Source organism: Rhodovulum sp. P5 (assembly GCF_002079305.1).
Taxonomy (GTDB): Bacteria; Pseudomonadota; Alphaproteobacteria; order Rhodobacterales; family Rhodobacteraceae; genus Rhodovulum.
In genome coordinates, this window is sequence record NZ_CP015039.1 from 2,825,220 (window position 1) to 2,840,566 (window position 15,347).

General features: G+C 63.1%; 13 protein-coding genes and 1 pseudogene. 6 read left to right on the top strand and 8 right to left on the bottom strand.

All coding sequences use genetic code 11. From position 1 onward, the window contains the following. Positions 1 to 8: 8 nt before the first annotated feature. Positions 9 to 1,184 carry an elongation factor Tu gene (tuf, locus tag RGUI_RS13705; RefSeq protein ID WP_081532260.1) on the top strand — a complete coding sequence of 392 codons (1,176 nt, stop codon included), beginning with the start codon at positions 9 to 11 and terminating at the stop codon, positions 1,182 to 1,184. Then, positions 1,181 to 1,684 (top strand): thermonuclease family protein, encoded by a 504-nt coding sequence (locus RGUI_RS13710; protein WP_156882971.1) that lies wholly within the window; start codon positions 1,181 to 1,183, stop codon positions 1,682 to 1,684. Before tuf ends, RGUI_RS13710 begins: the two co-directional genes overlap by 4 nt. 88 nt (positions 1,685 to 1,772) lie before the next feature. Here the strand turns inward: RGUI_RS13710 and aroQ are convergent, their stop codons facing one another. Further along, on the bottom strand, positions 1,773 to 2,219 hold the full coding sequence (gene aroQ, locus RGUI_RS13715; RefSeq protein ID WP_081536094.1) for a type II 3-dehydroquinate dehydratase: 447 nt from the start codon (positions 2,217 to 2,219) through the stop codon (positions 1,773 to 1,775). A 202-nt stretch (positions 2,220 to 2,421) separates the two neighbouring features. Between aroQ and RGUI_RS13720 the strand changes: the two genes are divergently transcribed. Beyond that, positions 2,422 to 3,252, top strand: a complete 831-nt coding sequence (locus tag RGUI_RS13720) for an MBL fold metallo-hydrolase (protein ID WP_081533814.1) — start codon at positions 2,422 to 2,424, stop codon at positions 3,250 to 3,252. 49 nt (positions 3,253 to 3,301) lie between these two features. Beyond that, positions 3,302 to 4,720, top strand: coding sequence for an FAD-binding oxidoreductase (locus RGUI_RS13725; protein ID WP_081533815.1), 1,419 nt, complete (start codon positions 3,302 to 3,304; stop codon positions 4,718 to 4,720). A 51-nt stretch (positions 4,721 to 4,771) separates the two neighbouring features. Here the strand turns inward: RGUI_RS13725 and RGUI_RS13730 are convergent, their stop codons facing one another. Further along, positions 4,772 to 5,311: an adenine phosphoribosyltransferase gene (locus RGUI_RS13730; protein ID WP_081533816.1), complete on the bottom strand. Its 540-nt coding sequence runs from the start codon at positions 5,309 to 5,311 to the stop codon at positions 4,772 to 4,774. A 323-nt stretch (positions 5,312 to 5,634) separates the two neighbouring features. Between RGUI_RS13730 and RGUI_RS21735 the strand changes: the two genes are divergently transcribed. Next, on the top strand, positions 5,635 to 5,799 hold the full coding sequence (locus RGUI_RS21735) for a hypothetical protein (RefSeq protein WP_253798423.1): 165 nt from the start codon (positions 5,635 to 5,637) through the stop codon (positions 5,797 to 5,799). A 32-nt stretch (positions 5,800 to 5,831) separates the two neighbouring features. Here RGUI_RS21735 and RGUI_RS13740 read toward each other — a convergent pair whose 3' ends face one another. Further along, entirely contained in the window at positions 5,832 to 6,704 is an 873-nt protein-coding gene (locus RGUI_RS13740; RefSeq protein ID WP_081533818.1) for an S-methyl-5'-thioadenosine phosphorylase, read from the bottom strand. A 101-nt stretch (positions 6,705 to 6,805) separates the two neighbouring features. After that, positions 6,806 to 7,411: a flavin reductase family protein gene (locus RGUI_RS13745; RefSeq protein WP_172841218.1), complete on the bottom strand. Its 606-nt coding sequence runs from the start codon at positions 7,409 to 7,411 to the stop codon at positions 6,806 to 6,808. A 73-nt stretch (positions 7,412 to 7,484) separates the two neighbouring features. On the opposite strand from RGUI_RS13745, the gene RGUI_RS13750 reads away from it, so the two are divergent. Then, a complete protein-coding gene (locus RGUI_RS13750; protein ID WP_081533820.1) occupies positions 7,485 to 7,988 on the top strand; it encodes a GNAT family N-acetyltransferase in 504 nt (167 codons plus the stop codon). A gap of 62 nt (positions 7,989 to 8,050) precedes the next feature. Here the strand turns inward: RGUI_RS13750 and RGUI_RS13755 are convergent, their stop codons facing one another. From RGUI_RS13755 to ptsP, 4 genes and pseudogenes are all read right to left on the bottom strand, one after another. Further along, positions 8,051 to 9,697, bottom strand: coding sequence for an IS1634 family transposase (locus tag RGUI_RS13755; protein WP_081532493.1), 1,647 nt, complete (start codon positions 9,695 to 9,697; stop codon positions 8,051 to 8,053). A gap of 292 nt (positions 9,698 to 9,989) precedes the next feature. Next, a complete protein-coding gene (locus RGUI_RS13760) occupies positions 9,990 to 11,057 on the bottom strand; it encodes a type I restriction endonuclease (protein ID WP_081536095.1) in 1,068 nt (355 codons plus the stop codon). Positions 11,058 to 11,162: 105 nt separating this feature from the next. Then, on the bottom strand, positions 11,163 to 12,809 hold the full coding sequence (locus RGUI_RS13765) for an IS1634 family transposase (RefSeq protein WP_081533821.1): 1,647 nt from the start codon (positions 12,807 to 12,809) through the stop codon (positions 11,163 to 11,165). Positions 12,810 to 13,098: 289 nt separating this feature from the next. Continuing rightward, positions 13,099 to 15,341: pseudogene (gene ptsP / locus RGUI_RS13770) on the bottom strand (phosphoenolpyruvate--protein phosphotransferase). Between the last annotated feature and the right edge of the window lie 6 nt (positions 15,342 to 15,347).

Consider the following 15,347-nt stretch of genomic DNA (forward strand, 5'->3'; position numbering starts at 1 on the left):
GCCCCACCATGGCGAAGGCAAAGTTTGAACGGACGAAACCGCACGTGAACATCGGCACGATCGGCCACGTTGACCACGGCAAGACGACGCTGACGGCGGCGATCACGAAGTATTTCGGCGAGTTCAAGGCCTATGACCAGATCGACGGCGCGCCGGAAGAGAAGGCCCGCGGGATCACGATTTCCACCGCGCATGTGGAATACGAGACCGAGAACCGTCACTACGCGCACGTGGATTGCCCCGGCCACGCCGACTACGTCAAGAACATGATCACCGGTGCGGCGCAGATGGACGGCGCGATTCTGGTGGTGAACGCGGCCGACGGCCCGATGCCCCAGACGCGCGAGCACATCCTGCTGGCCCGCCAGGTGGGCGTGCCCGCGCTGGTGGTGTTCCTCAACAAGGTCGACCAGGTCGATGACGAGGAACTGCTGGAACTGGTCGAGATGGAAGTGCGCGAGCTTCTGGACAGCTACGACTTCCCCGGCGACGATATCCCGATCGTCGCGGGCTCGGCGCTGGCCGCGATGGAGGGCAACAACCCCGAGATCGGCGAGGAGAAGATCAAGGAACTGATGGCCGCCGTGGATGAGTACATCCCGACGCCGGAACGTCCCGTGGACCAGCCCTTCCTGATGCCGATCGAGGACGTGTTCTCGATCTCCGGCCGCGGCACGGTTGTGACCGGCCGGGTGGAGCGCGGCGTGATCAATGTGGGCGACGAGATCGAGATCGTCGGCATCAAGGACACCCAGAAGACGACCTGCACGGGCGTGGAAATGTTCCGCAAGCTCCTGGATCGCGGTGAAGCCGGCGACAACATCGGCGCGCTGCTGCGCGGTATCGACCGCGAGCAGGTGGAACGCGGCCAGGTGCTCTGCAAGCCCGGCTCGGTGACGCCGCACACCAAGTTCGAGGCCGAAGCCTACATCCTGACCAAGGAAGAGGGCGGGCGCCACACGCCGTTCTTCGCCAACTACCGCCCGCAGTTCTACTTCCGCACGACGGACGTGACCGGCACGGTTCAGCTGGCCGAGGGCACCGAGATGGTGATGCCGGGCGACAACGTGTCGTTCACGGTGGAACTGATCGCGCCGATCGCCATGGAAGAGAAGCTGCGCTTCGCCATCCGCGAAGGCGGGCGCACCGTCGGCGCCGGCGTCGTGTCGAAAATCATCGAGTGACCGGACGACGCGTCACGTCAGTTTTGGGAAAGGCCGCGCTTCTGTGCGGCCTTGCTTTCTTTGGTGCAGCGGGGTCATCCGCGGCCCAGACTGCGTTCGACAAATTCCCGCAATATACGGGCCGGGTGGTGCGCGTCATCGATGGCGACACGATCGAGGTTGAAATCAACCTCTGGCCAGGTCTGGTCGCACGCTATTCGGTTCGTGAGCGGGGGATCGACGCGCCGGAACTCAGGCGCGTGGCCTGTGAGGAAGAGCGCATCTGGGCCGAAGATGCCCGGAGACAGCTTACGCGCCTCTACCCGGAAGGCACCATCGTCAGACTCGACGATGTAGAGGAGGACTCATTCTCGGGACGCGTGGTTGCTGACATTCGACGGTTGTTGCCATCAAATCAGTGGATTCCACTGGAACGCGACATGGTCTCGCGCGGCTTGGCCGTCGAATGGACGCCGAAACAGCCCGACGTCCCTTGGTGTCTTCTGGCCAAGACGCGTTAACCTGACCTGCTGGAATCGGCCAGGACGCTGACAAGCCATTCGGTGTCGGTCACGTCGGCGGTGCAAAAACGTCGTGAGAACTCGATGGTCAACCGCCCGCGGAAACCACCGAACAAATCCGCCGCACCGCAAGTTCGTAGCCTTCCACACCGAACCCCGCCAAAACGCCATCGGCGCGGAGCGAGACATAGGAATGATGCCGGAATGCCTCGCGCTTATGGACGTTCGAGATATGGCATTCGATCACCGGCCCCTCGAAGGTGTTGAGCGCATCGAGGATCGCCACCGAGGTGTGGGTGAAGGCGCCGGGGTTGATGACGATACCGCAGGCGGCGGACCGGGCCTCGTGGATCGTGTCGATGATCACCCCTTCGTGGTTGGACTGGAACAGGTCGACCGAGAACCCCTTTCCCTCGGCCAGCTGTGCGCATCTCTGCCGGACGTCGTCGAGCGTGTCGTAGCCATAGATCTCTGGCTGTCGCTGACCGAGGAGATTGAGGTTCGGGCCGTTCAGGATGTAGATCGTTCTGGACAAGGTACGCTCCGCCATCGTTTGGGTTCTGTCCGGGCTTGAACCTTGCGCGAGGGCGCGCGCGCCTGCAAGGGGCGCCTCGTGACCCCAGCAACCGCAGGCGTCTGTCATTTGTGGGGGCCGCGGGTCATTCCGCCCCACGCCGGAAATCCCGTGACAGGTACAGGTTGTGTCGTATCCTTTCCGTCAGGGGAGGGAATCACAAATGCTGCGTTTGCTGATTGTCGTTACGGCTGTCCTGTGCGTCACGCCGGCCTTGGCCCAAGAGCGTCGCCCAAGCCATTGCATCGCGATTGCCGAGGCTGATCCAGCGATGGAGTTCGTGCAGCTTGCAGGGTTTCGCATGCCCTTTCCCGACGCCTATACGGTGCGGATCAATTATATCGAGCACGCCACCTTCCTGATCGAGACCGCCGGCGGTCTGACGGTGGCGACCGACTATACCGGTATGCTGGGGGCAACCACCCTGATCCCCGATGTTGTCACGATGAACAACGCCCATGAGACGCACTACACCGTGTTTCCCGACCCCGATATCGCTTATGTTCTGGAAGGCTGGGCGCGCAACGGGAAGGCCGCCGACCACTATCTCGACCTCGGAGAGATGCTGATCCGCAACGTGCCGACCGATGTCCGGGGGTATGACAGATCACGGGTGCGCCAGAACGGCAACTCGATCTTCGTGTTCGAGGTGGCGGGGCTGTGTATCGGTCACCTGGGCCACCTGCATCACGAACCGGACGAGATGCAGTATGCCTCGCTCGGGCGGCTGGACGTCGTGATGGCGCCGGTCGATGGCGGGATGACGCTGGATTTGCCGACCATGATCAAGGTTCTGACGCGGCTGAAAAGCTCCATCGTGATCCCGATGCACTGGTTCGGTACCTACTCCCTTGACCGGTTCCTGGCGGGTATCTCGGAGGAGTTTGAGGTGCATCGCCCCGGGATCACGTCCATAGAGGTTTCGCTCCGCACGCTGCCCCAACGCCCGACGGTCATCGTGCTTGAACCGTCCCCCTTGGTCGACCCATGGTGACTTGCGTGGCGACCGGCGCCGTGCTTCACCAAGGGGGAAAGGACTGCCCATGCTGAACCCGGTTACCGACGCCTTTGCCGCGGACCTGCGTGGCCGATTGCCCGACCATGTATTCCGGGAACTGGCACCGGCCTATCTGGAGGAACCGCGTGGCCGCTATGTGGGGCGGGGGGGCCTGTTGCTGGCCCCCTCGAGCACGGCAGAGGTGGCAGAGATCGTGCGCGCCTGCGCCGCGGCGCGGGTCGGGATCGTGCCCTATGGCGGCGGCACGGGGCTGGTCGGTGGGCAAGTCATGCCCGATGGCCCCGCCCCGGTCATCGTGACGCTGGAACGGATGCGGGCGATCCGGGCGGTTTATCCGACCGAGAATGTGATCGTTGCCGAGGCCGGTGCCATTCTGGCCGAGGTGCAGGGGGCCGCAGAGAACGCCGGGCGGCTGTTCCCGTTGTCGCTGGCGTCGGAAGGGTCGGCGCGGATCGGCGGGCTTTTGTCGACCAACGCCGGCGGGGTGAATGTGCTGCGCTATGGCAATGCGCGGGATCTGTGTCTTGGTGTCGAGGCCGTGCTGCCGGACGGAACGATCCTGAACGGATTGAAACGGCTGCGGAAGGACAACACCGGCTATGATCTGCGCCACCTTCTGATCGGGGCAGAGGGCACACTGGGCATCATAACAGCGGCGGCGCTGAAACTGGTCCCGCGTCCGGTTCAAACCGGTTCGGCGCTGATGGTGGTGACCGATCCTGCGGCGGCCTTGGACCTGCTGGCCTTGGCCGGGGCGCAGATCGGCGAGGGCGTGTCGGCGTTTGAGTTGATGCACCGGATGGGGCTGGACTTTCTGGCCGAAACCCTGCCGCAGGTCCGCCTGCCATTCGGGCAGGCGCCAGAATGGATGGTCCTGATCGATGTCGGGCTTGGGGCCGGTCAGGACCCGTCCGAGGCGCTTGAAACCCTGTTCGTTGCGGCAAGCGAGGCCGGTCTTGTCAGCGACGGTCTCATCGCCCGGTCAGAGGGGCAGAGGGCGGAGTTCTGGGCCGTGCGCGAGAGCATCCCGCTGGCCAATCGCAAGATCGGCTCGATCTCCTCGCACGACATCTCGGTGCCGCTCTCGGCGATCCCTGAATTCATCGAACGTGGCGGCCCGGCGCTGGCAAAGCTCGGCCGGTTCCGGATCAACTGCTTCGGGCATGTGGGCGACGGGAACCTGCACTACAACGTCTTCCCGATGCCGGGGGAAACGCGCGCCGACCACGATCACCTGCGTGGGGACATCAAGCGCTGCGTCCACGATCTGGTGCACGACCTTGGCGGGTCGGTCAGCGCCGAACACGGGGTGGGGCGCCTGAAGGTCGACGATCTGGAGTGGTATTCTGATCCGGCGAAACTGGCGGCCATGCGGGCGATCAAGTCGGCCCTCGACCCTGCGGGGATTATGAACCCGGGGGCTGTGCTTCGGTCACCCGACTGAGACGCACGTCCCACGACGGAGGGGCGGGCCGGGGGTGGCCCGCCCTTTCGGTCAGTGGCCCGAATATTCGCAAAGCGCGTGGACATCCATGCCCATTGCTTCCAGCCGGCGGCGGCCGCCGAGGTCCGGCAGGTCGACAACGAAGACGCATCCGACGACCTCGGCCCCAAGACGTTCGCACAGCTTGATCCCCGCCTCGGCAGTGCCGCCGGTGGCCAACAGGTCGTCCACGATCAGGACCTTCTCCCCCGGTGCAAGGGCATCGTCGTGGATCTCGACGATCGCCTCGCCGTATTCCAGCTGGTATTCCTCGGCGATGGTGGCGGCGGGCAGCTTGCCCTTCTTGCGCACGGGCACGAAACCCCGGGACAATTGGTGTGCAATGGCCCCGCCAAGGATGAAGCCGCGCGCCTCAAGCCCCACGACCTTGTCGATCTGAGCGCCGGCATAGGGGTGAAGCATCTGGTCGATGGCCATGCGGAACCCGCGCGGGTCGGCAAACAGCGTGGTCACGTCGCGGAACATGATCCCTTCATGCGGGAAGTCGACGATGGTTCGGATATAGTCCTTGACGCTGTTGCTGTTCGCCATCTTCGGGGCCCCTTGCAGAATTTTCGCGCCCCGGTTTGGCCGATCAGGGGTCCCCGCGCAAGGGCCTGCTTTGCCGCAAGCGCGGGGCGGAGGTCATTTTTTCCAGGTGGCGAAGTAGCGGTAGAAACTGTCGGACATCCACTTCAGGTGCGGCTTCCGCCAATCCATCCGGTCGCGAAGCAGCAGCGACTGTGCAGTATGAAGATTCATGGCATAGTTCCCTTTTTTGTCGTTATTGCTAACTGTTAACGTGTTGTGGTTAATGAGATATGTATATACAGTGCATAGGCAAAAGTCAAGAAATGGCGGAAGGTGCGGCAGATATGGGGAAGAAGAGTGGCAAGAAGGACAGCCAACTCGTTCTGCGGCTCGACAAGGACGAGCGCGACGACTTCGTCCGGCTGTGCAAGGAACTTGACACAAGCGCGGCGCGGGAAATTCGCGCCTTCATCCGGAAATTCATGAAAGAAAACGGGAACAAGGGCTGACCCTTGCTCCCGTCAGAGTAAGGCGGCCAGGGTCAGGCGTTCAGAACGCGGCCCGCAACGGCACTCAGCTTGCCCACCAGCGCGGGGTCGCGCTTTTCCGGCGCGGTCAGGATGGCATAGTCCAATGCCCGGTCGCAGCCCTTTTCACAGGCTTTGTGCTCACCCAGAAGTTTCGGCAGCCGGGTTACCATCGCGCGGGCCTTTTCGGCGTTGCCCATCAGTGTCTTGACGATGTCGCCCACATCGACGGCGTCATGGTCGGGATGCCAGCAGTCGAAATCGGTGACCATGGCGATGGAGGCATAACAAAGCTCCGCCTCGCGGGCGAGCTTGGCTTCGGGCATGTTGGTCATGCCGATCACGTCGCAGCCCCAGTTCTCCCGGTAGAGCTTGGATTCGGCGAGGGTCGAGAATTGGGGGCCTTCCATCGCCAGGTAGGTGCCGCCGTCATGGACGGTGATCCCCTCATCGCGAGAGGCCTGAAGACAGGCGGCCGACAGCCGCCCGCAGGTGGGATGGGCGACGCTGACATGGGCCACGCAGCCGGTGCCGAAAAAGCTCTTCTCGCGGGCGAAAGTCCGGTCGATGAACTGGTCAACCACGACGAATTCGCCCGGTGCGAAATCCTCGCGGAACGACCCGCAGGCCGACACCGACACGACATCGGTTGCCCCCAGACGCTTCAGCGCGTCGATATTGGCCCGGTAGGGCACGGTCGAGGGCGAATGCACATGGCCGCGTCCGTGGCGGGGCAGAAAGGCCATCTTCACACCGTCCAGTGTGCCGGTCAGGATCTCGTCAGACGGTGTGCCCCAAGGGCTCTCCACCGCCTGCCATGTCGCATCTTCCAGTCCGTCGATGTCGTAGACGCCGGAGCCCCCGATCACCGCAATCATCCGTTCCATGTCATCCGCCCCTTTGTTTGAAATGGCATGCGGCCCCCTTATCGGGGCCTCGTGCGCAGAAGGAAAGCCTCAGCAAGGCCGCAGGAGTGAATATCGCCTATTCACTCGTCCGGGCGCTTGAGTTCGAAGATCTCGCGTACAACCGTGTAGTCGCGGTAACCCATGCGGGCGAGCGGTTGAAAGCGGGTCACGTCGAACCGCCCGTCGACAAGACAGTCGTCGCGCAGATGAATTCCCGTGACCTCGCCCAGCACCAGGAAATTGGAGGTGCCCTCCAGCTCCACGATTTGCGTCATCCGGCATTCAAGGCTGGCCGGTGCCCCGGCCACCCGGGGGCAGTCGACGGTTTCGCAGTCGGCTTTCGCCAGCCCGGCTTGGTGAAACTCGTCCACCTCGCGCGGCCACGGGCCAGAGGTGACGTTCATCGCGTCGCAGGCGCCATGTTCCACAATGTTGACGCAGAAGACGCCGGTGTCGCGGATATTGGCCACGCTGTCCTTTGTCCCGTCGCGGTCCGGCTTGGCCGAGGTCGAGGCGAACATCACCTGGGGTGGCGTATAGGCCACGGCATTGAAGAAGGAATAGGGGGCAAGGTTGTCCCGGCCATCGGCGCCGCGGGTTGCGATCCAGCCGATGGGGCGGGGGGTGACGATGGCGTTGAAAGGGTTGTGCGGCAGGCCGTGCCCGTTCGCGGGGCGGTAGAACATCGGGGTCCTTTCAGACATTTGCCCCCGACATACCCGCGTGCTAGGGCCGTTTCCAGAGTTAAGCGGGGGCAGCGTGATCCGGCTGGCAGAAGAAACGGCCGAGGACTGGTGGGAAGTCGAGGCGCTTTACGACCTGTGCTTTGCGCCGGGGAGAGAGGCGCTGTCGTCCTACCGTTTGCGGGACGGAGTGGCGCCGGTGGCGGGCCTGTGCCTGACCGCCCGCGACGACCACGGGATCCTCGCCGCCGCGATCCGGTTCTGGCCGGTGCGGATCGGGCAACATGAGGCCCTGTTGCTGGGCCCCATCGCCGTTCACCCCACACGGCAGGGGGAGGGGCTGGGCGCGATCCTGATGCGGGAGTCGCTCCAGCGGGCGCTGGATTTGGGCCATGGCCGGGTGATGCTTGTCGGCGATGCGCCGTACTATGCCCGGTTCGGGTTTGAAAAGCTGGACGGGGTAGAGATGCCGCCCCCCACCAACCCCGACCGGGTTCTGGGTATCGCACTGGTGCCCGGCGCGTGGGAGGGTGTTTCGGGGCAGGTTGAGCGAGATGAAGTCCCTCAAGTTCACCAGTAAAACGCGTAAGTGATTGATATCGTTATGGCGAGATTGGCCAAAATGTAACTACGCGAGGGTGATCAGGCGGGTTTTGGCAGGTTCAGGGTGTCGAAGAGGTCCAGTTGTTCGGGGGTCGGGGTGGTGAGGCCGTCGAGCTTTCGGTCGGCGATCCGGGCTTCGTGGCGGTGGATGCGCGCGAGCATGTCGAGGGCGGTTCGTGGGCTGGCGTCATGTCCTTTTGCCTTCAGCCGCATGCGCATGACGCGGTAGAGGACGAGGGCGAGAAAGCAGATCAGCGCGTGGGCGCGGATGCGGTCGGGCAGCCGATGGTGGACGGGGGCGATCTCGATATCGGATTTCAGGACGCGGAAGCCGCGTTCGATATCGGCCAGCGACTTGTAGCGGGTCACGGTTGCGGTCGGCGTCAGGTCGGGGGCATTGGTCAGCAGGGCGAGCTTGCCGTCGAAGAGTTCGGCTCGGGCGACGGCGTCTTCGTCGATGCTGTAGCTGAACCGGTCGGCCTGCAGGTCTGCCTTGAGGAACCGGGTCAGTTCGGCCTCGGCCACGGCGCGCGTGAAGCGGCTATAGGCGCCGCGGTCGGAGGCGCGGCGGCCCCGCGCCGTCTGGCCGTCGTCTTGCGCATCGAGCTTGGCGACCATCTTTTCGGCCTGGGCTTCAAGTTCGGCGATGCGGGCGCGACGTCGTTCGGATTGGTCGGCGGCTCGAACGGGATCATGGGCGACGATCAGGCGATGGCCGGCAAAATTGCTTTCCGCTAGGCCGCCTTCGTCGAAGGCAAGGCCCCGAAAGGTCTCGACCAGATCGGCATAGCGACGGGCGGGGACGGCGAGGATGAACTCCAGCTTGCGGTCGTCCTGATCGGCCAGGGCGGTCAGTTCGTCGATGTTTTCAAGGCTGAGCAGGCCACGGTCGGCGACCAGGATGACACGCTGCACGGGAAACCGCTGCAACACCGTCTGCAGCATGCCCTGCAGGGTTTTCGTCTCCCCGACATTGCCGGGGTGGACCGTGTGCATGAGCGGCAGGCCGTCGGCGGTTTGCACGACGCCGAGCACGAATTGCCGGGCGATGCCACCGGTTTCCTTGTTCATGCCATAGGCGCGGAGGTCGTCGTCAACCTCTCCGTCGCCATGGATGCGCACCGTGGTCAGGTCGTAGAAGACCACGGCCAGGTCCCGATCGACCAGCGGACGGATTTGTCTGGCCAGTTCCATCTCGACCCGCTCGGCATGGTCCATCAGCGCATCCATGGCGCGGAGCAGATGTTGATGCGTGACGGTGTCCGGCATCGCCGGCATGGCGACCGTTTCCAGCCAGCGCAGGCAGCCCAGCTTGCTTGTGGGGTCGCACAACCGATTGAACACCATGGCGCGGACCAGCGCCTCCACGTCGACTTTCCGCTTGCCGGAACGCAGCGCACGGCCGAGGGCATGATCGAAACCAAGGTCCTTCCACAACTCGTGCAGGGCAAAGACGTCGCCATAGCTGCGCGCCGCCTCGTAGGTGATCTCGGCCTTCTCGGGCTCGACCCGACCCGCGGCGCGACTGAGCCCCCGGATCAGCGCATCGAGCTGGCCATCCTTCATCCCGTCCACGCGCCCCAGATTGGCCACGACGCGCAGCCGGGGCTTGCCCGCCTCGTTACGGAAGGACTCGACAATCTGCAGATAGCGACGCCCGCCGCTCTCGGTGATGCGCGTGAACATGGCATGCAGGATATCGCACGTTTGGGCGCATTCATAGGGTCTTAAACATCATAACGTGTAACTACACGACTTCGGCCGAACTGCCCACCTCGCGCGCCTTAAGCTATTGAAATCCCATACCTGCGCTGAACGCGCTCACGCAGATTCCCCCGGATTTTGTCGAAGTTCGGAAGTCCATCGCTAAGGTCTGGACAAACGGGTCCAAGTGCCTGGTTGCGGGGCAATGTCGGGGCTGGGGTAATACGATTTTCCGCCGATGCGTCCCCTCATAGGTTCCACGGCGCCTATAGCCTCACGCGTTCAAGTACGCTTGCACTACCGTTTCTATTTTCGCCGCGTGCTTGTAAAGATCCTCAGGTCCCTCAACCCGGACTTTTGTTTCCACCTTCTCGGCGTTGAAAAAGCCAATATTCTTTGTTGTGGATGAATTGAAGTACAGGCGACATATCGGGCGTCGGTTGTTGTCGTCCATAAGGATAGCACAATAACTTTTGGCATCCCTAATCGTGATGCGTTCGATGGGGGCAATTCTCGCTGCGATGGCGCGAACGATCATGAAACCTTCGCGTTCTTCCTGCGTGGTCTCGATTTCAGAATCTGCCGCTACCTCGCCGGACGCAGGCTTTTCCGCGGTTTTAGAACCTTCATCACGGAATGTGATGCTAAGCTTGTCTTGAATGCGGTCGCGGATAAGCTCGTCGAGGGCTGCTTGTATCGATGGTTTAAGTTGCTCTGAGACAGACTTTGTAATGGAGCCATCGTGAATTTGGCGGCCAACCAGCCGCACGAACTCATCGTCGGGATCTTCGAGTTGGTGCTTGAGGTATGCCGCCGCCAATTTCGTATATTTTAGATTTGATGCTGCCTCTATAATTGAATCTATCGCAAATGAGTTCTTGTGGAATCGGGAAAGCTCTTGAATTTGAGATTTGTCGTGTTTTTGGAAGTCAAATGTGAAGAATGGGCGCTTGTCCATTTTGTTTGGTTCATCTGTATCAGAGAAAAACCATGCTTCTTTCCCGTTTGTGAGAATGGCTAGCCGTGCCTCTGTGACATGAAAGTACCGAAAAAGCTGGTTGAATTGGGTGTCGCCCAGCTTGCAGTTGATCGGTTTGGCTTCAACCAGCATGGCAATCTTGCCGTCGATCTTGATCACAAAATCGACTTTCTCGCCCTTCTTCATGCCGACATCGGCCACAAACTCTGGCACGACTTCTTCAAGGTTGAAAACGTCGAAGCCGAGGCTCTGAATAAAGGGGAGGATGACGGCAGTTTTTGTGGCCTCTTCAGTTAGAGCTTGACGCGCCGCAGCCTTTGAACGAGCGGCCAGTGCCTCAACCTGCTCTTGAAACTCGCCCATAAGCCACCCCATTTGCTGCTTGATTCCTCAAGTTCACCAGCAAAACGCGTAAGTGATTGATATTGTTATGGCGAGATTGGCCAAAATGTAACTACGCGAAGGTGGTCAGGCGGGTTTTGGCAGGTTCAGGGTGTCGAAGAGCTCCAGTTGTTCGGGGGTCGGGGTGGTGAGGCCATCGAACTTGCGGTCGGCGATCCGGGCTTCGTGGCGGTGGATGCGGGCGAGCAGGTCGAGCGCGGTGCGGGGGCTGGCGTCATGTCCTTTGGCCTTCAGCCGCATGCGCATGACACGGTAGAGGACGAGGGCGAGAAAGCAGATCAGCGCGTGGGCGCGGATGCGGTCGGGCAGCCGGTGGTGGACCGGGGCGATCTCGATGTCGGATTTCAGGACGCGGAAGCCGCGTTCGATATCGGCCAGCGACGTGTAGCGGGTAACGGTCTCGGCGGGCGTCAAGTCGGGGGCGTTGGTCAGGAGCGCGAGCTTGCCGTCGAAGAGCTCCGCGCGCGCGACGGCGTCCTCGTCAACACTCCAGCTGAACCGGTCGGCCTGCAGGTCTGCCTTGAGGAAGCGCGTCATTTCCGCCTCGGCGACGGCGCGGGTGAAGCGGCTATAGGCGCCCCGGTCGGAGGCACGGCGACCTCGCGCGGTCTGGCCGCCGTCCTGCGCGTCGAGCTTTGCGACCATCTTTTCGGCCTGGGCTTCAAGCTCGGCGATGCGCGCGCGGCGCCGGTCGGATTGGTCGGCGGCTCGAACGGGATCATGGGCGACGATCAGGCGGTGGCCGGCGAAGCTGCTTTCCGCCAACCCGTCCTCGTCGAAAGCAAGGCCCTGGAAGGTTTCGACCAGATCGGCATAACGACGGGCGGGAACCGCGAGGATGAATTCCAGCTTGCGGTCGTCCTGATCGGCCAGGGCGGTCAGCTCGTCGATGTTTTCAAGGCTGAGCAGACCGCGGTCGGCCACCAGGATGACACGCTGGACGGGGAAGCGCTGCAAGACTGTCTTGAGCATGCCCTGCAGGGTTTTCGTCTCGCCGATGTTGCCCGGGTGAACGGTATGCATGAGCGGCAGGCCGTCCGCGGTCTGGACCACGCCCAACACGAACTGCCGGGCGATGCCGCCGGTTTCCTTGTTCATCCCGAAAGCGCGAAGGTCGTCCGCGACATCCCCGTCGCCATGGATGCGCACCGTGGTCAGGTCATAGAAGACCACGGCCAGATCGCGATCGACCAGCGGACGGATCTGTTTGGCAAGCGCGCCTTCGACGGTATCGGCGTGATCCATCAACGCATCCATGGCGCGGAGCAGGTGTTGATGGGTGACGGTGTCCGGCATCGCCGGCATGGCGACCGTTTCCAGCCAGCGCAGGCAGCCCAGCTTACTTGTGGGGTCGCACAACCGATTGAACACCATGGCGCGGACCAGCGCCTCCACGTCGACTTTCCGCTTGCCGGAACGCAGCGCACGGCCGAGGGCATGATCGAAACCAAGGTCCTTCCACAACTCGTGCAGGGCAAAGACGTCGCCATAGCTGCGCGCCGCCTCGTAGGTGATCTCGGCCTTCTCGGGCTCGACCCGACCCGCGGCGCGACTGAGCCCCCGGATCAGCGCATCGAGCTGGCCATCCTTCATCCCGTCCACGCGCCCCAGATTGGCCACGACGCGCAGCCGGGGCTTGCCCGCCTCGTTACGGAAGGACTCGACAATCTGCAGATAGCGACGCCCGCCGCTCTCGGTGATGCGCGTGAACATGGCATGCAGGATATCGCACGTTTGGGCGCATTCATAGGGTCTTAAACATCATAACGTGTAACTACACGACTTCGGCCGAACTGCCCACCTCGCGCGCCTTAAGCTATTGAAATCCCATACCTGCGCTGAACGCGCTCACGCAGATTCCCCCGGATTTTGTCGAAGTTCGGTGATTCGCTCATTCGCTTAAGCGTAAATTCGCAAATAGTAAAAGGCGCCGAAGTATTAGCGTCAAGATGCGCGCTGCCGGATGCGTCTGCAGATAAGGCACTGATCCGCCCCTTCGGCCTCAATCCCGCCGCCGCAGCCACTCCATCACGGCGGGGCGCACCGATTGAACGCCGGTCGCCCGGGCGGCGTCGATCACGGCGCGGGCCTCGGCCAGGTTGCTTTTGCGCAGCATGTGCTTGACCGGCCCGATAGAGGCCGGGCGCATCGACAGGGCGTTCAGGCCGATGGCGGCAAAGCACAACGCCTCTACCGGGCGGCCCGCGTCTTCCCCGCAGAATGACAGCGGCGTGTTGGTGTCGGCGCAGCGCTTCACGATCTGTTCCAGAAAGCTCAAGAAACTGACGTTCAGCGTGTCATAACGGCGGCGGACGCGTTCATTTTCCCGGTCGGCCGCAAAGAAGAACTGCTTGAGGTCGTTGCCGCCGATGGAAATGAAATCGGCCATCTCGAAGAATTGCCGCGGGGCGAAGGCCAGGCTGGGGGTTTCCAGCATGGCGCCGATTTCGACCTTTTCGGGCAGTACGCGGCCAAGCCGCTCCTCCCGTTCCAGTTCCATCATCATGTGTTCGCGCGCCGCGCGGAATTCGTCGAGTTGGGCGACGAAGGGGAACATCACGCTCAGCGGGCGCCCTTGCGCGGCGCGGATCAACGCCTGCAACTGCATCCGCATGACGCCGGGTTTGTCCAGCCCCACCCGGATCGCCCGCCAGCCCATCGCCGGGTTCGGCTCATCCTGCGGCTTCATGTAGGACAGGACCTTGTCAGATCCGATGTCGAGCGTGCGGAACACCACGCGCTTGCCCTTGGCTGCATCCATGACGCGCGAATAGGTCGCCGCCAGTTCCCGCGCCGCGGCACGGTGGACCGCGTCAGGAATTGCAGTTCGGTCCGGAAAAGCCCCACCCCCTCGGCCCCGGAGTTTTCCAGCGAGGGCAGATCGGCCATAAGGCCGGCATTCATGGTCAGCTTGATCCGGTGGCCGCACAGCGTCAGCGCCGGTTCCTTCCGGATCCGGGCATATCGCTTCTGCGCCTTGGTCTGCATCGCGATCTTGTCGGTAAAGGCGACGGCGACGCTTTCCTCCGGGCGCAAATGCACGACCCCCTGCTCGCCATCGACGAGGATCGGATCGCCGTTCAGCGCCTCGGTCGTGATCCGCCCGGCATGGACGACCAGCGGGATCGCCAGCGCGCGGGCCACGATGGCCGCATGGCTGCCGACCGAACCCTCCTCCAGCACGATTCCGCGCAGGGAGCGGCCATAGTCCAGCAACTCACCGGGGCCGATATTGCGCGCAATCAGGATCGGGTCGGCGGGGCGTTCGGCGCCGGTGCGTTCCCCCTGGCCTGTCAGGATGCGCAACAGCCGGTTGGACAGATCGTCGAGATCGTGCAGCCGTTCGCGCAGATAGGGGTCGGGCACCGTCTGCATCCGGGCGCGTGCGGCCGACTGTTCCTTCTCGACGGCGGCCTCGGCCGACAGACCGCGGGTGATGTCTTCTTCCATGCGCCGCTTCCAGCCCCGGGAATTGGCGAACATGCGATAGGCTTCCAGAACCTGGAACTGTTCCTTGTCGCCGGCGGGGGCTGCGCTCAGCATGTCTTCGACGGTCACGCGCAGCCGGTCCACCGCTTCGCGCAGGCGGGCAAGTTCCGTTTCGGGGTCGTCCGCGATCGGGTTCGTGACCACCACGCGCGGTTCGTGCAGCCAGACATGGCCGATGGCCACGCCCTCCTGCCCCACCGTGCCCTGAAGCGTAACCGGGCGCTGGTGCAGCGCGGCCAGTGCCTCGCCCTCGCCGACGAAGGCGCCAAGCTCTGTCATCTCGGCCAGAACCATGGCGACGACTTCCAGCGCATAGATCTCGTCGTCTGAATACTGCCGGCCTTCGCGCGACTGCACGACAAGAACGCCCAGCCGTTCCCCCAGCCGCTGGATCGGCACGCCAAGAAAGGACGAATAGATCTCCTCCCCCGTCTCGGGCATGAAGCGAAAGCCGCGTTCTTGCGGGGCGTTGCCGGTGTTGATGGGGTGGGCCGTCTTGGCGACGCGCCCGACTAGCCCTTCGCCCACGCGCAGGCGGGTCTGGTGTACGGAGTCGGGGTTCAGGCCCTCGGTCGCGCAAAGCTCCAGCGTGTCGGCATCGCGGAACAGATAGATGGAACACACATCGGTGCCCATCTGCCCGGCGATGATGGACGTGATGCGGTCAAGCCGTTCCTGCCCGGCGCCCGGCTCGGCAAGGGATTCCCGCAGCCGACCAAGCAGCCTGCGGCTGGCACTTTCGGTTTCGTCGGCCATAGGGCC